21 protein-coding genes are annotated in these 20,798 nt (G+C 69.8%); 16 read left to right on the top strand and 5 right to left on the bottom strand.

Annotated features, from left to right (window positions below; translation table 11 throughout):
* Positions 1 to 495: 495 nt before the first annotated feature.
* Together ACFHW1_RS16215 and ACFHW1_RS16210 are read right to left on the bottom strand one after the other, a co-directional pair.
* Positions 496 to 684, bottom strand: a complete 189-nt coding sequence (locus ACFHW1_RS16215) for a DUF397 domain-containing protein (RefSeq protein ID WP_416615678.1) — start codon at positions 682 to 684, stop codon at positions 496 to 498.
* Positions 675 to 1,487, bottom strand: coding sequence for a helix-turn-helix domain-containing protein (locus tag ACFHW1_RS16210; RefSeq protein WP_416556803.1), 813 nt, complete (start codon positions 1,485 to 1,487; stop codon positions 675 to 677). The genes ACFHW1_RS16215 and ACFHW1_RS16210 overlap by 10 nt, the downstream gene beginning before the upstream one ends.
* A gap of 122 nt (positions 1,488 to 1,609) precedes the next feature.
* Here ACFHW1_RS16210 and ACFHW1_RS16205 point away from each other — a divergent pair, with 122 nt between their 5' ends.
* A complete protein-coding gene (locus tag ACFHW1_RS16205) occupies positions 1,610 to 2,137 on the top strand; it encodes a hypothetical protein (protein WP_416556801.1) in 528 nt (175 codons plus the stop codon).
* Positions 2,130 to 2,489 (top strand): hypothetical protein, encoded by a 360-nt coding sequence (locus ACFHW1_RS16200; RefSeq protein WP_416556800.1) that lies wholly within the window; start codon positions 2,130 to 2,132, stop codon positions 2,487 to 2,489. Before ACFHW1_RS16205 ends, ACFHW1_RS16200 begins: the two co-directional genes overlap by 8 nt.
* A gap of 296 nt (positions 2,490 to 2,785) precedes the next feature.
* On the opposite strand, the gene ACFHW1_RS16195 is transcribed toward ACFHW1_RS16200, so the two are convergent.
* Positions 2,786 to 3,544, bottom strand: a complete 759-nt coding sequence (locus tag ACFHW1_RS16195; protein ID WP_416556799.1) for a hypothetical protein — start codon at positions 3,542 to 3,544, stop codon at positions 2,786 to 2,788.
* 37 nt (positions 3,545 to 3,581) lie between these two features.
* Between ACFHW1_RS16195 and ACFHW1_RS16190 the strand changes: the two genes are divergently transcribed.
* The 10 genes from ACFHW1_RS16190 (at position 3,582) to ACFHW1_RS16145 (ending at position 13,945) form a co-directional block, all read left to right on the top strand.
* The gene (locus ACFHW1_RS16190) at positions 3,582 to 3,860 is read left to right on the top strand and encodes a hypothetical protein (RefSeq protein WP_416615677.1); all 279 of its coding nucleotides are present in this window, start codon (positions 3,582 to 3,584) and stop codon (positions 3,858 to 3,860) included.
* A 73-nt stretch (positions 3,861 to 3,933) separates the two neighbouring features.
* The gene (locus ACFHW1_RS16185; RefSeq protein ID WP_416556797.1) at positions 3,934 to 4,506 is read left to right on the top strand and encodes a DUF4352 domain-containing protein; all 573 of its coding nucleotides are present in this window, start codon (positions 3,934 to 3,936) and stop codon (positions 4,504 to 4,506) included.
* A 115-nt stretch (positions 4,507 to 4,621) separates the two neighbouring features.
* Positions 4,622 to 5,149, top strand: coding sequence for a crossover junction endodeoxyribonuclease RuvC (ruvC, locus tag ACFHW1_RS16180; RefSeq protein WP_416556796.1), 528 nt, complete (start codon positions 4,622 to 4,624; stop codon positions 5,147 to 5,149).
* On the top strand, positions 5,146 to 5,748 hold the full coding sequence (gene ruvA / locus ACFHW1_RS16175) for a Holliday junction branch migration protein RuvA (protein WP_289212706.1): 603 nt from the start codon (positions 5,146 to 5,148) through the stop codon (positions 5,746 to 5,748). Before ruvC ends, ruvA begins: the two co-directional genes overlap by 4 nt.
* On the top strand, positions 5,745 to 6,851 hold the full coding sequence (gene ruvB / locus ACFHW1_RS16170; protein ID WP_416556795.1) for a Holliday junction branch migration DNA helicase RuvB: 1,107 nt from the start codon (positions 5,745 to 5,747) through the stop codon (positions 6,849 to 6,851). Before ruvA ends, ruvB begins: the two co-directional genes overlap by 4 nt.
* A gap of 145 nt (positions 6,852 to 6,996) precedes the next feature.
* Positions 6,997 to 7,341 (top strand): preprotein translocase subunit YajC, encoded by a 345-nt coding sequence (gene yajC, locus ACFHW1_RS16165; RefSeq protein WP_416556794.1) that lies wholly within the window; start codon positions 6,997 to 6,999, stop codon positions 7,339 to 7,341.
* Between the two features lie 184 nt (positions 7,342 to 7,525).
* Positions 7,526 to 9,439 carry a protein translocase subunit SecD gene (gene secD, locus ACFHW1_RS16160; protein ID WP_416556793.1) on the top strand — a complete coding sequence of 638 codons (1,914 nt, stop codon included), beginning with the start codon at positions 7,526 to 7,528 and terminating at the stop codon, positions 9,437 to 9,439.
* 1 nt (position 9,440) lies between these two features.
* Positions 9,441 to 10,649, top strand: a complete 1,209-nt coding sequence (gene secF, locus ACFHW1_RS16155; RefSeq protein ID WP_416556792.1) for a protein translocase subunit SecF — start codon at positions 9,441 to 9,443, stop codon at positions 10,647 to 10,649.
* Between the two features lie 79 nt (positions 10,650 to 10,728).
* Positions 10,729 to 11,292 carry an adenine phosphoribosyltransferase gene (locus ACFHW1_RS16150; protein ID WP_416556791.1) on the top strand — a complete coding sequence of 188 codons (564 nt, stop codon included), beginning with the start codon at positions 10,729 to 10,731 and terminating at the stop codon, positions 11,290 to 11,292.
* A 181-nt stretch (positions 11,293 to 11,473) separates the two neighbouring features.
* Positions 11,474 to 13,945, top strand: a complete 2,472-nt coding sequence (locus ACFHW1_RS16145; protein ID WP_416556814.1) for a RelA/SpoT family protein — start codon at positions 11,474 to 11,476, stop codon at positions 13,943 to 13,945.
* 91 nt (positions 13,946 to 14,036) lie between these two features.
* On the opposite strand, the gene ACFHW1_RS16140 is transcribed toward ACFHW1_RS16145, so the two are convergent.
* A complete protein-coding gene (locus ACFHW1_RS16140; RefSeq protein ID WP_416556790.1) occupies positions 14,037 to 14,867 on the bottom strand; it encodes a peptidylprolyl isomerase in 831 nt (276 codons plus the stop codon).
* A gap of 35 nt (positions 14,868 to 14,902) precedes the next feature.
* Positions 14,903 to 15,856: a peptidylprolyl isomerase gene (locus ACFHW1_RS16135; RefSeq protein ID WP_416556789.1), complete on the bottom strand. Its 954-nt coding sequence runs from the start codon at positions 15,854 to 15,856 to the stop codon at positions 14,903 to 14,905.
* Positions 15,857 to 16,161: 305 nt separating this feature from the next.
* Between ACFHW1_RS16135 and ACFHW1_RS16130 the strand changes: the two genes are divergently transcribed.
* The 4 genes from ACFHW1_RS16130 (at position 16,162) to urtA (ending at position 20,780) form a co-directional block, all read left to right on the top strand.
* Complete coding sequence (locus tag ACFHW1_RS16130; RefSeq protein ID WP_416556788.1) at positions 16,162 to 16,911, top strand: MBL fold metallo-hydrolase; 750 nt, start codon at positions 16,162 to 16,164, stop codon at positions 16,909 to 16,911.
* A 13-nt stretch (positions 16,912 to 16,924) separates the two neighbouring features.
* Positions 16,925 to 18,265, top strand: coding sequence for a histidine--tRNA ligase (gene hisS, locus ACFHW1_RS16125; protein ID WP_416556787.1), 1,341 nt, complete (start codon positions 16,925 to 16,927; stop codon positions 18,263 to 18,265).
* 140 nt (positions 18,266 to 18,405) lie between these two features.
* Positions 18,406 to 19,323, top strand: coding sequence for an acyl-ACP desaturase (locus tag ACFHW1_RS16120; RefSeq protein ID WP_416556812.1), 918 nt, complete (start codon positions 18,406 to 18,408; stop codon positions 19,321 to 19,323).
* A 281-nt stretch (positions 19,324 to 19,604) separates the two neighbouring features.
* Positions 19,605 to 20,780, top strand: a complete 1,176-nt coding sequence (gene urtA, locus ACFHW1_RS16115; protein WP_416615676.1) for an urea ABC transporter substrate-binding protein — start codon at positions 19,605 to 19,607, stop codon at positions 20,778 to 20,780.
* Positions 20,781 to 20,798 lie beyond the last annotated feature (18 nt).

Below are 20,798 nucleotides of genomic sequence, written 5' to 3'. Positions count from 1 at the left end.
CGCCGTAACCACGGGAAACCCTGCCGTGACCAGGGGTCACCCGACTTTGCAATAGCCCTGGCGGATCGCCTGACTGCTGAAGCCGCCGAACCGTCGCGAGGGGAGGGCTGGGGTACGTAATTTCGCGAGAATTACGTGCCCCAGCCCTCCCCTCGCTGATTCCGCTGGGCTCAGTTGAGTGCCCTTGGTCAGGCCGGGAAGGTTGTCGGCGACCGCGACACGCTCGGTCACCGCTACTCGTTGATGGATCCGAGCCCGCGCCCTGCCAGGTATAGCAAACCGAGGGTGCAAAAGTGCGTGCCGCGCAAGAATGCGGTTCACGCACTTTTGACTGTTGTGACTCAACAGTGTGCGGTCCCAGACGCTGGCGGGGTCACCACGCACGGTGGTTTCTGTCGTTGCTCGGCTGCGCGTTTGTGGTCCGGCCGAGAACGGCGAAAGCCCCGGACCCATCGAGGTGGGGCCGGGGCTTCCGCCGTACGTGCGTACGCGGGGTCAGTTGTGTGCTTTGGTCAGTTCGATGAAGTGTGACCAGGCGGCCGGGGCGAAGGTCAGGGTGCCGCCGTCGCGGTCCTTGGTGTCCCGGACGAGTACGCGGCCGGGAAGGTTGTCGGCGACCTCGACACAATTGCTGCTGCCGTTGCTGCGGGTCGACTTGCGCCAGCTCAACGTGGTCACGTCCATGTATCCACTGCTTTCATGATCAGGTCGAGGCTCTGGTCTTGCGGCAGAGCATACTCCCGGATCGCTTCCCACTGATGTTCCAGCAGTTCCACCCCGGCGGGGTCCTCCACCACGTTGCCCGCACCGGGCGCATCTCGCACTCCGACAGTCCGCCCGTGGGTCGTCGCCAGTTCCACCGGGCCGTCCAATCCGGCATACGCCCCGACATGGGCCGGGACGATGAAGATGCTGATGTTGGGCCGCTCGATCGCGTCGACCAATGTGGTCAACTGCTCGTACATGACTGCCATGCCGCCGACCGGCCTGCGAAGCACCGCGTCATCGAGGATGGCGACGACCCGGGGCGGGTCGATGTCGCGGGTGATGATCTCCCTGCGAGCCAGCCGGGCCGCGACCGCATCGTCTGCTGCGGCACCTGATCGCGTGGTGCCGATGATCGCGCGGGCGTACGCCTCCGTCTGGAGTGGGCCAGGGACGACCGCCAGCTGGAAGTAGCGAAGCGTCGTCGCCTCGCGTTCGTGGTCGAGCCATGGCCGCAACCAGATCGGTGACGAGTCCCCCACCACGTACTCCCGGTAGAAGTGAGAGAAGTTCGTCCCGAACGCTCGATCCACGGCTTGTACGTAGTCGGGCAGCACCGCCCTGATCCCGCGCTCGATGGAACTGACGTGCTGCGCGGAGAACCGGATACGCGCGCCCCATGCCTCCTGCGTGAGGCCCAGCATCTCGCGCGTGCGGCGTAAGTCCGATATCAGATACTCGCTGGCAAACACAAGCCCCTCACGTTCCTCAATCGTCGCCACGGACTGATCGGGGCCGTACTGCGCTATCCAGCCCCCGCAACCATCTTCCGCTTAACACCGCCCACAGTCCAGGGTGGAAATCGACGAAGCGCAACCCGATCTACTCAATCGAGGGGGTACGGATGCCCAGGAACGACGGAATCGGTGGTGAACCCCGCCTCGCCCGATATCGATCTTTCCAACACGGCCCGGACAGCACGTCGAGCGATGCGAGTGGAGACAACCTCCCGCCCGGTCCGACGCCGGGTCGGCCACCGCTGGCGAAGCGGACCCCCGGGGAGACCACCCCGGATGAGGGCTGGCCGTTTCGGCTGGCCGGTGCCCGGGGTGTCACGCCCGCTCCGGCCGAGGCCGGCGACGCACCCGGGGCTGCCCGGTCCCCGGAGCTGTCCCGGGCGATCCACGACGCGAACTCGACGGCCCGCACCCACCTGCCGAACCGGACCACCGGGGAGTGCCACCGCTGCGGAGGCGTCCCCGGCCCCTGCCGTCCACTGCTGCGGGCGATCACCATCCTGGACCGGTGGGAGCCGGGGAGCGCCCGGCGCATCCGGGCCGTACTCCAGCTCTCCGGGATGATGCCGCCCGGCTACCCGCACGACGACCTTGACGAGTCCGCCGAGTCGTACGGAGCCCTCGACGATGTCTGACACTGAACCTCCGGTGTGTCCCGGCGATCTCGTGGCGCTGCGTCAGTGTGACCACGTGGACGGCGACCGCCCGGTCCGGCTCCGGGTTGAGGAGATTTGGCCATCCCCGGAGTGGCTGTCGTGGGTGACGCTCTACGGCCGGGAGATCAGCGACGACCCGCAGCGGCACGGCAACATCACCAGTGTGCGCGCGTACCGCGACGCGCTGCGCCGACCCGGGATCGTCACCAGGACGACGGCCAACAACCAGGGGTGCCCGGTGCGCCCCGTCGAAAGCTCCCCCGGGGCGGGCAACCCCATCGTCGCCCCCGCCTCGGGGGACCCGGCCGGGACCCAGTTGGGTCCCTGCTGAACGGCCCCGGGGCGTCGCGCCTCACCGCTCCCCACGGCTCACCGGTCCGCCGGGTCCCCGGCAAACCTCATTCGGGCGCTTCCCCGTTGCCTGGAAGGGGTCGACCCGGCCCGGTTGAGCTTGCGTGGTCCCGCTGGACCGAATCCCCACTCGGGGAACTGGATGGGAGATCCGGGCGGACGCCCCGGGGTCCAAACCGCGCTCGAACCTCAGCGCACCGTCAACCGAGTCGACATCCCCGGCCACCGGACACAACCGTCACGCTCCTGGTGGGGCGGCACCTGCCGCACCACCAGTCACCGGTGATCCGAGATGGGAGCGGCGACCGATGCCGCGCCCAGGCGCGCGTGGTCGAGCCCAACCCGTACCGGTTGCCGGCCGTTGTGCTGAAACCGCAGCAGATCCGCCCGGTCGATCGTGGCCTCGCCCAGTCGCAGATTCCGCCGCCGGGCTACCCAGTCCACCAATCCCTGCCCGTCGCGAACCTCATCGGTGAAGTGCACCAGCGTCGCGTACCAGATGTCACGGTGATAGCTGTCCTCGAACCAGCCGTCGGACCCCAACTCCACACCGAGCCGATCAGCGAACTCGTCGGCAGCGCCGTCAAGGGGAAACGCGCACACCATCACCCCGGACGGCGTGAGCGTCACTCCACCCAGCCTGAACCGGACGGGCCGACACGCCGTAGCCGCCCGGCCCAGCGCAGCCGCAGACCGACCCGCCAACGGATCACCTGCAGCAAGATCGCGGCGATGGTCTTCGACGGCCCGGACAGTGAAGTGCACCGCCTCCGGGGCACCGGTCGGCCAATGGCCCGGCCCGGCGAAGCCCATTACCTCGGCGGTCACCGCAGCCAGCCTCGACACACTGTCCGGGTCGGGAATGAACACCACCGACATCCCCCACCGGCCACCGTCAACCGGCGGCGTGTCCCGGTAGTGCGTCCCAGACAGGACCGCGTCCCGGCCCTGAACGAACAATCGGTCGAACGCCGCCGCGTAGGCGGCGTCCGCCGCCGTCCGGTCCGAACCCCAGGACCGTTTCGTCCTTGTCACCCGGCGCAGCCTACGCCGGCACCAACGTCATACCCAGATGGATGGGATCTGGGCGGCGGCTGATGGGCTCGATCCGCACCGGGTCGCCACGCTGATCGCGCAGCGGATCGCCGACGAGTGTGTCGTCGCGACCTGGCAGCGGATCTGTCTGCCGCTGCTGGCCGGACTGCGGGGCGAGTCCGGCGGAAACAGCACAGTCTCGCGCTGCACGCCCTCGTGGCCGGGGTACGCCAACGTGGCCTCGACTGGCTGCTGCTCGGTGCCGCGCGGTTTGACAACCTCCTCTAGCGTCACGGGAGCGCCGAAGATCACCTGAACCAGCGGTTCCTCCGCTGGCGCTGATCCGGGTGCGCAGACCAAGTCGCAACGTATCCGTGAATGAGGACACGATGGCCAACAGGAAACTCGCTGCCGCAGTTGCCCAGATCGCCGTGCTCGGCGTTCTCGGGCTCCTCGCCACAGGCTGTTCATCGACGGAGGGGACGCCGTCGTCGAGCGTCGACGAGACAGCGGCGCCGTCGCAGGCCGACGAACCGGCCGACGGCGCCGATGCCGGCGGTGACACCAGCACCGCGGCGGAGCCACTCCCGTACACCGAGGAACTCAACGGGCGCAGGCTCACCGTCGAATCGTTCGGCACCTCCGCCGCAGGCTCCCCACTGTGGGAGGTCGGCGAGGGCAACGAAGTGCTGTACCTCCAGGTGAAGATCGAGAACGTTGACGCCGAACCCTGGGAGTCGAACGTCGTGCAGTTCTTCCTCCTCGACGAGTCGGACGAAACCTACGCACCGTCCTTCTACGACGCCGAGGTCGGGGAAGCCCCGGAGGCGGTCACCCTCGCCCCCGGTGACTCGGTCGAGGGGTACGTCCCGTTCGAGGTCCCGGCCGGCACCACCGGCCTGCGTCTGGAGTACGCGGTCGATCTGAGCCAGGACGCGGTCATCGTCGTGCAGCTGAACTGACGTACCGGCCGGCTGGCTCCGGTACGCGTGTCGGCTGTCCCGGCCCGCTGCCGGTTGGCTAGGGTGTCGAACACACGTACGTGTGGCGGTGGTGTCGGCTGGGGGAGGATCGGCGGTGCGGGTGCTCGGTGTCGACCCCGGCCTGACGAGGTGCGGGGTCGGCGTGGTGGAGGGTGTGCCGGGTCGGCCGTGCCGGCTGGTCGCGTACCACGTGGTGCAGACCGACCCGGCTGACGACCTGCCGGACCGACTGCTGTACCTCGACGAGCGGCTGACCGCCCTGGTCGCCGAACACCAGCCGCGCAGCGTGGCGGTCGAGCGGGTGTTCAGCCAGCACAACGTGCGTACCGTGATGGGCACCGCGCAGGCCAGCGCGGTGGCCGTGCTGACCGGCGCGCGGGCCGGGCTGCCGGTGCGGACCTACACCCCGAGCGAGGTGAAGGCGGCGGTGACCGGTTCCGGCCAGGCCGACAAGGCCCAGGTGACGGCGATGGTGACCCGGCTGCTGCGGCTGGACCGCCCGCCCCGCCCGGCGGACGCCGCCGACGCGCTCGCCCTGGCGATCTGCCACATCTGGCGAGGTGGTACGCATGACCGGCTGGCCGCCGCACAGCGGGCGGCCCGGAGCGGAGGGGCCCGATGATCGCGAGTCTGCGCGGGGTGGTGCTGGCGGTCGCGCCGGACAGTGCGGTGATCGAGGTCGGCGGGGTCGGCCTGGCGGTGCACTGCGCCCCGGGCACCCTGGCCAACCTGCGGCCCGGCGGCCCGGCCCGGCTGGCCACCAGCCTGGTGGTCCGCGAGGACTCGCTCACCCTGTACGGCTTCGCCGACGACGACGAGAAGCAGCTGTTCGAGCTGCTGCAGACGGCCAGCGGGGTCGGGCCCCGGTTGGCCCAGGCGGTGCTGTCGGTGCTCACCCCGGACGCGGTGCGTAAGGCGATCGCGAACGCCGACACGGCGGCGCTGACCCGGGTGCCGGGGATCGGCAAGAAGGGCGCCGAGCGGCTGGTGCTGGAGTTGCGGGACCGGGTCGGGCCGGTGCCGGTGGGTGCCGACGGCGCGGCCGGGGTGACCGCCGGGGCCTGGCCGGAGCAGGTCCGGCAGGCGTTGGTCGGGCTCGGCTGGACCGCCGGGCAGGCCGACCAGGCGGTGGCCGCCGTGGCGGAGAGCCTGGACGGTCCGCCGCCGCCGGTCCCGGTGCTGCTCAAGCAGGCGATCAGATTGTTGGGTAAGAGCCGGTGAGTGACGACGTCGAGGGCCTGGTGTCGGCGTACGCCAGCGACGCCGAACGCGACGCGGAGGTCAGCGTCCGGCCGCGTCGGCTGGCCGAGTTCATCGCCCAGCACCGGGTCCGGGACCAGCTGGACCTGCTGCTGCGGGGTGCGATGGGCCGGGGGGCGCCGCCGGACCACATTCTGCTCAGCGGCCCGCCGGGGCTGGGCAAGACGACGTTGGCCAACATCGTCGCCGCCGAGCTGGGTTCGGGTATCCGGGTGACCAGCGGGCCGGCCATCGAACGCTCCGGTGACCTGGCGGCGATCCTGACCAGCCTGGCCGAGGGCGACGTGCTGTTCATCGACGAGATCCATCGGATCGCCCGGCCGGCCGAGGAGCTGCTCTACAGCGCGATGGAGGACTTCCGGGTCGACGTGGTGGTCGGCAAGGGGCCGGGGGCGACGGCGATTCCGCTGGACGTGGAGCCGTTCACCCTGGTCGGTGCGACCACCCGGGCCGGTCTGCTGACCGGGCCGATGCGGGACCGGTTCGGCTTCGTCGCGCATCTGGACTTCTACGAGTCGACCGAGCTTGAGGTGCTGCTGACCCGGTCGGCGGGGATTCTCGCGGTGCCGATCACGCCGGACGGGGCGGCGGAGATCGCCGGCCGGTCCCGGGGGACTCCGCGGATCGCCAACCGGCTGCTGCGCCGGGTCCGTGACTACGCCGAGGTGCGGGCGGCCGGGGTGGTCGACCGGGAGACCGCCCGGGCGGCGTTGGCCGTGTACGACGTCGACGAGCTGGGTCTGGACCGGCTGGACCGGGCGGTGCTGACCGCGTTGATCGGTTCGTTCGGTGGCGGCCCGGTCGGGTTGTCCACCCTGGCGGTGGCGGTGGGGGAGCAGCCGGACACGGTCGAGGAGGTCTGTGAGCCGTTCCTGGTGCGGGCGGGGCTGTTGGCCCGTACCCCCCGGGGGCGGGTGGCGACCGAGGCGACCTGGCGGCATTTCGGCCGGGTGCCGCCGCCGGGGACGCTCGGCGGTCCGGCCGTGCCGGGTGTTCAGTCCCGGGCTGGTACGGCAGGCGGCATGGCGTCCAATATGCCAGATTTATTCTCAGATGAGGCTTAGATTATCTCGTGATCTGAACGTGATCCGTGCCGATCCCAGAGTTCACAGTCACAGCGACTAGACTCGCCGCGGTCTGTACGGCACGTGAGATCTCGCCTCCGCAGAGCGCAACGGCGTCGCGAGTGGCTGACGAAAGGTTGTTGTTGTGTTCTTGGCGCAAGAGGGCGCGGGCGGCGCCAGCTTCATGCCCATCCTGATGATCGGCCTGCTCTTCGTCGTCATGTACTTCATGATGATCCGGCCGCAGCAGAAGCGGCGCCGCGAAGCCGAGCAGATGCAGTCGTCGATCAGCGCCGGCGACGAGGTCGTCACCATCGGCGGCCTGTACGGCACCGTGTCCAGCATGGACGACGAGACGGTGATGCTGGAGGTCTCGCCCGGCGTGCACGAGCGCTACGCCCGACCGGCGATCGCCCGGGTGGTGCCGAAGACCGACGCCAGCGCGACGACCGAGTCCGCCCCGGCGGACGAGGTGCCGACCAAGGACTGAGCCACCCCGGGTCGCCAGACCCGAGTTACATCGACGATACTGATCGTTGTGTTGCCGGTCACGACCGCTCGACCTGACGGTCGCGGCTGGTACGACGACCACCCCACCGCCGCTCGCACCAGTGGCACCAACCGCTGCCGCCCGGGGCACCAGCGGCCGAACCGCGCAGGGAGACAGGACCGCCGTGGCACCACCTCAGGGACAGATGCGCCCCGGGCGGCAACTCGCCGCACTCGGGCTCATCTTCGCCGTCCTCTACCTCATGGTGTTCTTCGCCGGAGCCAGCGGCAGCTGGCAGGACCGGCTGGAGCCCAAACTCGGCCTGGACCTGATCGGTGGCACCCGGGTCACCCTGGAGGCGACCACCGAGGACGGCAGCGCGCCGCCGGCCGCTTCGCTGGAGCGGGCCCGCGACATCATCGAGAACCGGGTGAACAGCCTCGGCGTCTCCGAGGCCGAGGTGGTCACCGAGGGCGACCGCAACATCGTCGTCTCGCTGCCCGGCCAGAACCGCGACCTGACCGAGATCGGTAACGCGGCCGAGCTGCGGTTCCGCAAGGTGCTCAAGGCCACCGACGGCGGTGAGCCGATCCAGCCGCAGCCGTCCCCGACGCCGAGCGAGGGCGCCGGCGAGGAGGGCGCCGACGCGTCGCCGTCGCCCGGTGCCTCGCCCGACGCGGAGGCGTCGCCGGAGGCGGAGGCGGAGCAGAGCCCAGCCGCCGGCGGCGAGGGCGGCATGGCCCAGCCGGATCCGACCGGCTCTGCCAGTCCTGAGGCCAGCCCCAGCCCCGAAGCGAGCCCGAGCGCGTCCCCGACGCCCGCCGCCGGCGCGGACGCCGACGGGCCGGCCGACCTCGCCGAGGTCCAGGCGAAGGTCGGCGAGGCGGCCTGGGCGGCGGCGACCGGCCTGCAGGCGCCGGCCGACTTCAGCGCCGACCCGACGCTGGCCGAGACCCTGGCCCCGTTCGGCGAGCTGACCCCGGCGGAGATCCGGGTGCTGCCGGCCGGCGTGCAGTTCAACGTGCCGTACGTGACCTGCGACAAGCTCCTGCTGCGCCAGGCCGGCTCGATCCGCGACGAGTCCCAGCAGGTCGTCGCCTGCGAGGGCCTGGTCAAGTACCTGCTGGACGAGGCGAAGGTGGTCGGCACCGACGTCAGCGACGCCAGCGGCGTACTCGACCAGACCACCAGCCAGTGGGTGGTCAGCCTCAACTTCACCGGCTCCGGCCAGCGCGCCTGGACCGAGCTGACCCGTGAGGCGTTCAACAACACCGACCAGGAGTGCGACGCGAGCGCGCTCGGCCAGGACGGCAAGTGCCGGGTCGCGGTGGTCCTCGACAACGAGGTGATCTCCTCACCGGAGATCCAGGGCGTACTCACCGGCGACTCGCAGATCACCGGCGACTTCACCAGCGCCACCGCCAACGAGCTGGCCAGCAACCTGCGATACGGTGCCCTGCCGCTGACCTTCGAGCCGCAGGAGGCGCAGAGCATCTCCGCGACGCTCGGCACCGAGCACCTGCGCGCCGGCCTGCTCGCCGCCGGCATCGGCATGCTGCTGGTTGCGGTCTACTCGTTCTTCTACTACCGGCTGCTCGGCATCGTGATCTTCCTCAGCCTGATCCTTTCGGCGCTGCTGGTCTTCGGCGCGATGGTGGTGCTCGGCCGGCAGATCGGTTTCACCCTCACCCTCGCCGGGATCGCCGGTCTGATCGTCTCGCTGGGTGTGGCGGCCGACTCGTTCGTGCTCTACTTCGAACGCCTCAAGGACGAGATACGTGAGGGTCGAAGTCCGCGCAGCGCGGTACCCCGGGCCTGGCTGCGGGCCCGGCGGACGATCATCTCGGCGAACGCCATCACCCTGATGGCGGCGGTCGTGCTCTACATCGTCTCGGTGGGCACGGTGAAGGGCTTCGCCTTCGCCCTCGGCCTGGCGACCGTGCTTGACCTGGTCGTGGTGTTCCTGTTCCGGCACCCGATCATGTCGATGCTGGCCCGGACCAAGGCGTTCCTGTCTCCCCGGGTCAGCGGCCTCGGCCGTGCGGTGAAGACCGAGGACGAGACCCCGATCCGCAACCCGCGCGTCAAGGAGGCCTGACATGAGCGGTTTCGCCGGACGCCTCTACCGGGGTGAGGCCAACCTTCCGATCGTCAGACGGCGCAACACCTGGTTCGTGATCGCCGCGGTGGTCGTGGTCCTCGCGATCGCGAGCGTCGCGATCCGGGGCTTCAACCTCGGCATCGACTTCCGCGGTGGCAACGAGTTCCAGGTGCCGGCGAGCGTCGGCACCCTGCTGCAGGCCGAGGACGCCCTCGACGCCGAGCTCGCCGAGCTCGACACCGAGGAGCCGCTCGAGGTGGTCTCCGGCCAGGAGGTCGGCGGTACCACCTACCTGTTCCGGACCGCAGAGCTCACCTCGGAGCAGACCGAAGCGTTCAAGCAGGGTCTCGCCGAGCGGCTCGGGATCGAGCAGGCGGCGATCAGCGACAGTCGGGTCAGCGGTGCCTGGGGTAGCCAGGTCACCCAGCGGGCGTTGCTCGGTCTGCTGGTCTTCATGGTGCTGGTCACCATCTACCTGGTGCTGCGGTTCGAGTACCGGATGGCGATCGCGGCCGTCGCCGGCCTGGTGCTCGACCTGCTGCTGACCGCCGGCATCTACTCGGCCTCCGGCTTCGAGGTCACCCCGTCGACGATCATCGGCTTCCTGACCATCCTCGGCTTCGCCCTCTACGACGTCGTGGTGGTCTTCGACAAGATCCAGGAGAACACCCGGGGCGTCACCGGCGGCAGCAGCCAGACGTACGGTGAGGCCGCCAACCTCGCGGTCAACCAGACCCTGATGCGGTCGATCAACACGTCGATCGTCGCGTTGCTGCCGGTCGGCGGGCTGCTGTTCATCGGCGCCGGGCTGCTCGGCGCCGGCACGCTCAAGGACCTCGGCCTGGTGCTGTTCGTCGGCATGGGCGCGGCCTTCTTCGTGTCGATCTTCGTTTCCTCGCCGCTGGTGACGGTGCTCAAGGAGCAGGAGCCGAAGTACAAGCTGCACACCCAGCGGGTGCAGGCCAAGCGGTCCTCGCTGGCGGAGCGGGACAGGGCGCCGAAGCGGTCGCGTACCAGCGCCGGTGCCTCGACCACGACGGCGGGCGACGAGCCGGCCGAGGTCGAGCCCGCCGCCGACGCCGCCCTGGCCGGCACCGCGCCGAAGGCCGGTGCCCGGCCGGCCGGCAAGCGCCAGTCCGGCGGCGGTCGCGGCGGCCGACCCGGCGGCGGGGGCCGTAAGCGCCCCAGCGGCGCGAAGCGTCGCTGACGATTCCCTCGGTGGTGTTCCGGAGGCACTGTCGCCGCCGGAACACCACCGGTCCCATCCGGCACGGAAAGGGCGCAAGGTGACGGAGACCGAGGCAGTGATCGTCGGGGACAGTGGGGCCGAGACGGCCGCGCTGGTGGCCAGTCGGGTGATCGACGTACCGGACTTCCCCAAACCTGGCATCGTCTTCAAGGACCTGATGCCGCTGTTCGCCGACGGGCCGGCGTTCCGGGAGATCACCGACCGGATCATCGCCCACCACGGAGCGGACTCCTTCGACGTGGTCGCCGGCATCGAGGCGCGGGGTTTCGTGCTGGCAGCGGCGATCGCGTACGCCACCGGCACCGGGGTGGTTCCGGTCCGCAAGGCCGGCAAGCTGCCCCGGGCATCGTTCTCCGCCTCGTACGCGTTGGAGTACGGCGAGGCGGTCCTGGAGGTGCATCAGGACGCCTTCACCGCCGGTCAGCGGGTCCTGGTGGTCGACGACGTGCTGGCCACCGGCGGAACCGCCGCCGCTACCCTGGACCTGGTCGACCGGGCCGGTGGCACGGTGGTGGGCTTCACCGTCCTGCTGGAGCTGGGTTTCCTCGCCGGGCGGGACCGGCTCTCGCCCCGGTCGGTGCACGCCGTGTGGCGGGTGTGAGCCGGCCGACCGAGCCGCTCGGCCGCCGGGCACAGCACCGTCTGGACGGGTAGTATTGCGGTCCCTGTCAGTCAGGGGCGCTGTCTCCTGGCTAGCGCGGTAGCAGCTCAGCCCGATACGGTCGGCTGAGTTCCGGCAGAGGTGAGGGAGGCCGGTGTCCCCCGACGTCGTCGCTCCTTCCATGGAGGGCACTGTGCATCCGACTGGCGAGGTCAACCCCACTGCGGGCGTGACCAACGACGAGGCGCCCAGCTCTGCCGTCAATTCGGGCGGCCCCGACGTCGCTGGCGAGCGCGGCGCCGCACCTGCGGCGGCGAACGGCGCGGGGTCTCCGGCGGCGAATGGTGCGGTCGACCACCCCGGCGCGGCAGCGGCCGGCAACGGTTTCGGCTTCAACGGTGCGCCGACCGGGCGTCGGGTACGGGCCCGGCTGGCCCGGTTCAACTCCCCCTGGCAGGCGCCGCACATCCCCGAGGTGCTGGAACCGCTGATCGCCACCCATCAGCAGAGCCATCCGAAGGCCGATCCGCGGGTGCTGCAGCGTGCCTTCGAGATGGCCTCCAAGTGGCACTCCGGGCAGTACCGCAAATCCGGCGATCCGTACATCACGCATCCGTTGGCGGTCGCCACCATCCTCGCCAATCTCGGCATGGACACCACGACGCTGGTCGCCGCGCTGCTGCACGACACGATCGAGGACACCGACTACACCCTCGACGAGATGCGCGCCGACTTCGGCGGTGAGGTGGCACTGCTGGTCGACGGGGTCACCAAGCTCGACCGGGTCAAGCTGGGCGACGCGGCCAAGGCCGAGACCATCCGCAAGATGGTGGTGGCGATGGCAAAGGACCCCCGGGTCCTGGTGATCAAACTCGCCGACCGGCTGCACAACATGCGGACGCTGACCTTCCTGCCCAAGGCGAAGCAGGAGCAGAAGGCCAAGGAGACCCTGGAGATCCTGGCGCCGCTGGCCCACCGGCTCGGTATGAACACCGTGAAGTGGGAGTTGGAGGATCTGGCCTTCGGCACGCTGTTCCCGAAACGGTACGAGGAGATCAACCGGCTGATCGGGGAGCACCAGCCGCAGCGCGACACCCAGCTGCGCAAGGTGACCCAGAAGGTGCAGGTCGACCTGCGCGCCGCGAAGATCAGGGCGGAGGTCACCGGCCGGCCGAAGCACCTCTACTCGATCTACCAGAAGATGATCGTCCGGGGGCGGGACTTCAACGACATCTACGACCTGGTCGGCGTACGCATCCTGGTCGACACGGTCCGCGACTGCTATGCGGCGCTCGGCGTGATCCACGCGAACTGGCAGCCGGTCCCCGGCCGGTTCAAGGACTACATCGCGATGCCGAAGTTCAACATGTACCAGTCGCTGCACACCACGGTGATCGGGCCCACCGGCAAGCCGGTGGAGATGCAGATCCGCACGTACGCGATGCACCGCACCGCCGAGTTCGGCATCGCCGCGCACTGGAAGTACAAGGAGCAGAAGGGCGCCACTGTCGTCGGCCCGCCGGCGCACATCGACGAGATGACCTGGCTGCGGCAACTGCTCGACTGGCAGCGGGAGGCGAGCGACCCGAGCGAGTTCCTCGACGCGCTGCGATTCGACCTGTCCAGCCAGGAGGTTTACGTCTTCACCCCCAAGGGCGACGTGATCCCGCTGCCCACCAGTTCCACGCCGGTCGACTTTGCCTACGCCGTGCACACCGAGGTGGGGCACAAGTGCATCGGGGCGCGGGTCAACGGCAAGCTGGTGCCGTTGGAGTCGACGCTGTCCAACGGCGACGTCATCGAGATTTTCACCTCCAAGTCGGCGACCGCCGGTCCGACCCAGGACTGGCTGGGCTTCGTCAAGAGCCCACGGGCCCGCACCAAGATTCGGCAGTACTTCAACAAGGAACGCCGCGAGGAGGCGATCGAGACCGGCAAGGACGCGATCGCCAAGGCGATGCGCAAGCAGGGCATGCCGTTGCAGCGGATGCTCACTACCGACTCGTTGATGGCGATCGCCCGTGACCTGCACCTGGCCGACGTCGCCGCGCTGTACGCGGCGGTTGGCGACAGCCAGGTGTCCGCGCAGTCGGTGGTGCAGCGGCTGATGGTCAGCCTCGGTGGTGAGGAAGGGGCCGCCGAGGACCTGGCCGAGTCGGCCGTCGCGACCCGCCCGCCCCGGGCGCGGCACAACGGCGCCGACCCCGGCGTGGTGGTACGCGGTGTCACCGACGTCTGGATCAAACTAGCCCGCTGCTGCACCCCGGTCCCGCCGGATACGGTGTTCGGCTTCGTCACCCGGTCCGGCGGCGTCAGTGTGCACCGCGACGACTGCTTCAACGCGGCCGAACTCAAGGCGCAGCAGGAGCGACTGGTCGAGGTCACCTGGAAGTTGACTTCGGCGTCGACGTTCCTCGTCGCCATTCAGGTCGAGGCGCTCGACCGACACAAGCTGCTGGCCGACGTGACCAGGATGCTCTCCGAGGAACGAGTGAACATCCTGTCGGCCACTGTGACCACCACCCGGGACCGGGTGGCGGTCAGCCGTTTCTCGTTCGAGATGGCCGACCCGAAGCACCTCGGTCATCTGCTCAACGCGGTCCGCAAGGTCGACGGCGTCTTCGACGCCTACCGGGTCACCTCCGGCACCTGACAGCAATGCGTCAGGGCATCGGGTGATGCCCTGACGCACTGGTACCGGCTCAGCGGGCTCGGCGGCGCTGCCGGCCGCCGAACCCGGTGGACTACTGCGGCTCGCTCACCGTCAACGAGTTGATCAGGATGTCGTTGTTGGGGTGGCCGCCGCCGGGCGACGGCTCGAACGCGCCGTCGTGACCGGCCTCGGTGGCCTCCTGGATGACGTCGAGGCCCTCGGTGACCCGGCCGAGCACGGTGTAGTCCGGGCTGAGCTCGACGTCCTGATAGATGAAGAAGAACTGGCTGCCATTGGTGTCCGGGCCGCTGTTGGCCATCGCCACCACCCCGGCCGGGTAGGCGGGCCGGTCGTCGACCGGCAGGTTCTCGTTGGCGAACTGGTAGCCGGGCCCGCCGGTGCCGTCGGTGTCCCGGTAGCCTTCGCCGCTGGCACTCGGGTCACCGCACTGCAGCATGCCGGGGAACATCCGGTGGCACTTGGTGTTGTCCCAGAACCCCTGGCTGGCCAGGTGGCTGAAGCTGGCCGCCGTGCACGGCACCTCGGCCAGGTCCATCTCCACCTGGATCTCACCGAAGTTGGTGTCCAGGGTCATCACCTGGGTGCCGGTGTCCGGCGGCGTGGTGGTCGGCGGCACGCCGACGTCCACGGTCGTCTCACGGCGCTGCTCGGTGGGGATCTCGTTCCACACGCAGGTCACGCCGGCGTCGCCGCCGTCGGCCTGGGGCGTGGTTTCGGTCTCGTCGTCCCCGAGGCTGGCGACCAGCCACACCGTGCCCGCGGCCACGAGCAGCAGGGCGACGCCGGCACCGATGCCGGCCTGCAACTGGCGGCGCTTGCGGGCCGCCTCGGCGCGCTGGGCCATCTCCTTTTCGAGGCGGGCCCGAGCCGCGGCACGCTGCCGCTCCCTGGTCGACGTCACGGTGGATCCTCCTGGATTCGGGTTGTCTGGTCTGGTCAGGACTGGCCGGCGGTGCCGTCGGCGCCCTCCGCGTCCGGCTCGGTGGCCGACGGGTCGGTGGTGGTCGCCGGTGCCGACGCGCTCGGGTCGGTCGACGGGGTCGCCTCGGTCTCGTCGGCCCCGATCGGCTCGCCGACGGTCAGGCTCTGGATGACCACGTCGGTCTCCGGCTTCACCTGGGCGCCGGCGGCGTTGTTGACCAGTGGGAGCGCACCGATCGCCTCGACCGTGTCCATCCCCGAGGTCACCTTGCCGATGATCGGGTACGAGGGGAACTCGGTGGTGTAGTCCTCAAAAAAGATCTTGAACTGGCTGCCGTTGGTGCCCTGCGGCACACCGACCGCGACGACCGTGCCGGCCGGGTAGAGCGGCGGATGGTCGGCCAGCTCCTCCGTCGGGTCGGCCGACGGGTCCAGCTGCGGCGAGACTGGCACGTTCTCGCTGTAGTACGAGTACGTCGGCCCGCCCTGCCCGGTGCCGCTCGGGTCGCCGCACAGGATCGCGCCCTCGTCGGTGATCTCGTGGCAGGTCGTGTCGTCAAAGAAGTTGCGGCTGGCCAGGTGGGTGAAGTTGGCGGCGGCGCACGGTGCGGCGGCCAGGTCGAGCTCGACGGTGATCGGCTCACCCTGGTTGGTGGTGATCGTCATCGGCTGGACCCCGCGGTGCGGCGGGTCGGTGGTCTCCGGCGTGCCGACGTCGGTGAGGTTGCTGTTGGCGGCCGTGTCCTGCGGGGTCCAGGTGCAGATGCCGGCGGCCTCCGGAGTTTCCGGCTCGCCCTCGAAGGCACCGAGCGCCCAGGCCGAGCCGCCGGCGATGAGCAGCAGCGCGAGGCCGGCGCCCACGCCGGCGCGGATCCGCCGCTTGCGCCGGGCCGCGGCGGCACGCCGGGCCATCTGCCGGTCGAGCTTCGCCCGCGCCAATTTGCGCTGCCGGTCCCTGCTGGAGGCCACCCGCGCTCCCCTTTCCTGATCAATCCCTGCGCCGTGCGGCGGGTCGGTACGTGTCCTGCGGAGGGCGTGCCGGACCCGGGCGCCATTGCGGTGCGCCACGCCACACGCCCGCAAGAGTGTACGGGTATCGGCTGGGAAATTGTTGTACGAGGTCCGCTCCGTATCCAATCGGAGATCATCGCTGCCGTCACGGCCTGGGCAGGGCCGGCGGGTGTGCCCTGGCGGCCCGGCGTGTCCTGGCGGCTAGGCTCGACGAGGAGACGATTCCGGCGGCCCGCGCGGGCCGGCCTACCGAGAGGAGAGGCGTGCTCATCACCGGCTTCCCGGCGCAGGCGTTCGGCACCAACTGCTACGTGGTGGCCGCCGGGCCGGGCGAGCAGTGCGTCGTCGTCGATCCCGGCATCGGGGTGCTCGACCAGCTGGACCAGGTGCTGGCCGAGCACCGGCTGCATCCGGCGGCGGTGCTGCTCACCCACGGCCATGTTGACCACACCTTCTCGGTCGCGCCGGTCTGTGGGGCGCGTGGCATCACCGCGTACGTGCATCCGGGCGACCGGGAGTTGCTGGCCGACCCGGCCAAGGGCCTGTCGGCGGACCTGGCGGCGATGTTCGGCGGCCGGCTGCCGTACAGCGAACCGGACGACGTGGCCGAGTTGACCGACGGTGCCACGCTGGTGCTCGCCGGGTTGGAGATCACTGTCGACCACGCCCCCGGCCACACCGGAGGCTCGGTGCTGCTCCGGCTGCCCGGCGCCGGCTCGGCCTGGGAGGCCGAGCAGGTCTGCCTCTCCGGTGACGTGCTGTTCGCCGGCTCGATCGGCCGTACCGATCTGCCCGGCGGCAGTATGCCGACGATGTTGACCAGCTTGCGCGACAAGGTTCTGCCGTTGGCCGACGACACCGTGGTGCTGCCCGGCCACGGCCCGGCCACCACCATCGGCCGGGAGCGCATGAGCAACCCGTATCTCCAGGAGGTCGCCCGCGCGGCCGCGCCCCACCCGCACGAGGCTGCCGGCGGCTGCACCGCCGCCTCGGCCCGACGTACCGGACTGTGACAAGGACACCTTGATGAGCAAGCCCAGGCCGATCTCCGGCTTCCCGGAGTGGTCGCCCCCGCAGCGGATGATCGAGCAGTACGTCATCGACCGGCTGCGGCACACCTTCGAGCTGTACGGGTTCGCGCCGCTGGAGACCCGCGCGGTGGAGCCGCTGGACCAGCTGCTGCGCAAGGGGGAAACCTCGAAGGAGGTCTACCTGCTGCGCCGGCTGCAGGCCGATCCGGGTGCCGAGGCCGGTGACGACGCCCTCGGGCTGCACTTTGACCTGACCGTGCCGTTCGCCCGCTACGTGCTGGAGAACGCCGGCAAACTGCAGTTCCCGTTCCGCCGCTACCAGATTCAGAAGGTGTGGCGCGGCGAACGGCCGCAGGAGGGCCGCTACCGCGAGTTCCTGCAGGCCGACATCGACATCGTCGACCGCGACGAGCTGGCCCCGCACCACGAGGCCGAGCTGCCGCTGGTCATCGGCGACGCGCTGGCCAGCCTGCCGATCCCGCCGGTGCGGATCCAGGTGAACAACCGCAAGGTCTGCGAGGGCTTCTACCGGGGGATCGGGCTGACCGACCCGGATGCGGCGCTGCGGGCGATCGACAAACTGGACAAGGTCGGCCCGCAGCGGGTGGCCGAGCTACTGGCCGAGACGGCCGGTGCGAACGACAGCCAGGCGAAGGCCTGCCTGTCGCTGGCGGAGATCTCCGCGCCGGACGTCTCGGTCGCCGACGCGGTACGTGGCCTCGGCGTCGAGCACCCGTTGCTCGATGAAGGGCTCACCGAGCTGGTCGCGGTGCTGGAGACGGCGGCCGCGCACGCGCCCGGCCTGTGCGTCGCCGACCTGCGCATCGCCCGGGGTCTGGACTACTACACCGGTACGGTCTACGAGACCCAGCTGCAGGGGTACGAGCGGTTCGGCTCGATCTGCTCGGGTGGCCGCTACGACGATCTCGCCTCGGCCGGGGCGGACCGCTTCCCCGGCGTCGGCATCTCGATCGGGGTGTCCCGGCTGCTGGGGCTGCTGTTCGGCGCCGACGCGTTGGCGATCTCCCGGCTGGTGCCGACCTGTGTGCTGGTGGCGTTGCCGGCCGAGTCCGACCGGCCGACCGGCAACCGGGTGGCCGACGCGCTGCGTCGGCGGGGAATCGCCACCGAGGTGTCACCGTCGGCGGCCAAGTTCGGCAAGCAGATCCGGTACGCCCAGCGCCGCGACATCCCGTACGTCTGGTTCCTCGGGGTCGACGGTGAGCCGGACAGCGTCAAGGACATCCGCTCGGGGGATCAGGTGCCGGCAGCTGCGGACGCCTGGTCACCGCCGTCGGTGGACCTCCGGCCAGCGGTGTCCGGCAAGTCGGCATAGCGGACATACGGCGGCGATAGCCGCAAGATCGTCGGGGAAAGTGGCGGCTCGGCGTGACATAACCTACGGTTGCGTAAGTTACGCTGTCGTAGGTTGCCCCGGTAGGGAGAACGTCATTGACCGTCGCCGCCACCACCCCGATGTCCCAGACCGCGCTGCTCGTCGAGCTCGAACCGGTGGTCGCCGAGAACCTCGACCGGCACCTCGGCCTGGCGAAAGAGTGGTTCCCGCACGAGTACGTGCCGTGGAGCGACGGACGGACCTTCGACGGCCCGCTCGGCGGTGAACCCTGGTCGCCGGAGGACTCGCAGATCCCAGACGTCGCCCGTACCGCGTTGATCGTCAACCTGCTCACCGAGGACAACCTGCCCTCGTACCACCACGAGATCGCCACCCTGTTCGGTCGCGACGGTGCCTGGGGCACCTGGGTGCACCGGTGGACCGCCGAGGAGGGCCGGCACGGCACCGCCATCCGGGACTACCTCACCGTCACCCGGGCGGTCGACCCGGTCGAGCTGGAGCGGGCCCGGATGGTGCACATGTCCAACGGGTACGTTAACCAGCACGACGACGAGGTGCTGCACTCGCTGGCGTACGTGTCGTTCCAGGAGCTGGCCACCCGGATCTCACACCGCAACACCGGCCGAGCCACCGGTGACCCGCTCTGCGAGCGGCTGCTGGCCCGGGTCGCCGCCGACGAGAACCTGCACATGATGTTCTACCGCAACCTGCTCGGCGCGGCGTTCGAGCTGGCGCCGAGCCAGGCGATGCGGGCGGTGGCGGACGTGGTCGCCAACTTCCAGATGCCGGGCGTGGGCATCGAGGGCTTCGCCCGAAAGTCGGTGGCGATCGCCATGGCCGGCATCTACGACCTGCGTCAGCACCGCGACGAGGTGCTCGCGCCGGTGCTGCGCCAGTGGGACATCTGGAACGTCACCGGGCTGGACGCCGACGGCGAGGCGGCCCGGGACCAGATCGCCGCGCAGATGACCCAACTGGACACCGCCGCGTCCCGGTTCGAGACCCGGCGGGAGGAACGGCGCGCCCGCGGCCGGTAAGTGCCGTCGCGGCGCTTCAGGAACGGTGAGTACGGGTCCCGTGGCTGGTCGGCCACGGGACCTTCGTCGTGTGTAGCCCGTCCACCGTGTCTGTCCTAGTTGCTGACCGCACAGCCGTTCAGGTTCGTTGTGAGACGGGCTTAACGCGTTGGAAATCGATGGGTCGAGATTCATGAAACCCAGCGTCCCTACGTTTCGTGGCACCACGATTTCGGCTGAAGGGGAGTTGGATGCCACGACGCTTCCGGGGCGGCCTCGCCGCACTCTGTATATTGTCGACATTGGTTGCCGCGACCGCCTGTGCGGAGGACCCCACGTCCTCGGCCGGTGGCGGCGGTGACTCCGACACCATCAAGGTCGGTATCCTGCACTCGCTGAGCGGCACCATGGCGATCAGCGAGGTCACCGTACGCGACGCAGAGTTGCTCGCGATCGAGGAGATCAACGCCGCCGGTGGCGTGCTGGGCAAGCAGATCGAACCCGTCGTCGAGGACGGCGCGTCGGACTGGCCCACCTTCGCCGAGAAGGCGCAGAAGCTCATATCCCAGGACAAGGTCGCCACCGTCTTCGGTGGCTGGACGTCGGCCAGCCGCAAGGCGATGCTGCCGGTCTTCGAACGCAACAAGGCGCTGCTGTGGTACCCGGTGCAGTACGAAGGGCTGGAGAGCTCCGAGTACATCTTCTACACCGGGGCCACCACCAACCAGCAGATCGTCCCGGCCCTGGACTACCTCGCCGAGCAGGGCCATCAGACGATCTTCCTGGTCGGCAGCGACTACGTCTTCCCACGTACCGCCAACAAGATCATCACCGCGTACGCCGAGGCCAACGGCATGCAGATCGTCGGCGAGGAGTACACCCCGCTGGGCCACACCGAGTACAGCACCGTGGTCAACAAGCTGCAGCAGGCCCAGCCCGACGCGGTGTTCAACACCCTCAACGGCGACAGCAACGTCGCCTTCTTCAAGCAACTGACCAGCGTCGGCGTCACCGCCGAGACGATGCCGACCGTGTCGGTCAGCGTCGCCGAGGAGGAGGTCGTCGGCATCGGCCCGGACAACGTCGCCGGCCATTTGGTGGCCTGGAACTACTACCAGACCACCGAAGGCGAGCGGAACACCGCCTTCGTCGAGGCATTCAAGGCCAAGTACGGGGCGGAGAAGGTCACCTCCGACCCGATGGAGGCCGGCTACAACGCGGTCTACCTGTGGGCGGCGGCGGTCGAGGCGGCCGGCAGCACCGACGTCGAGGCGGTCAAGGAGGCCGCCGGCGGGATCAGCATCGAGGCCCCGGAAGGCACCGTCACCATCGACGGCGACAACCAGCACGTCTACAAGACGGCCCGGATCGGCGTGGTGCAGCCCGACGGCCAGATCCAGGAGGTGTGGAACTCCGGTGAACCGATCAAGCCGGACCCGTACCTGACCGGCTACGACTGGGCCGAAGGCCTGTCCTGACCGGTCGGTAGCAAGCGG

It is taken from the genome of Micromonospora sp. LOL_014 (assembly GCF_048060245.1).
In the GTDB taxonomy this organism is placed as follows: domain Bacteria; phylum Actinomycetota; class Actinomycetes; order Mycobacteriales; family Micromonosporaceae; genus Micromonospora_E.
This window is presented reverse-complemented; position numbering and strand designations above follow the sequence as displayed.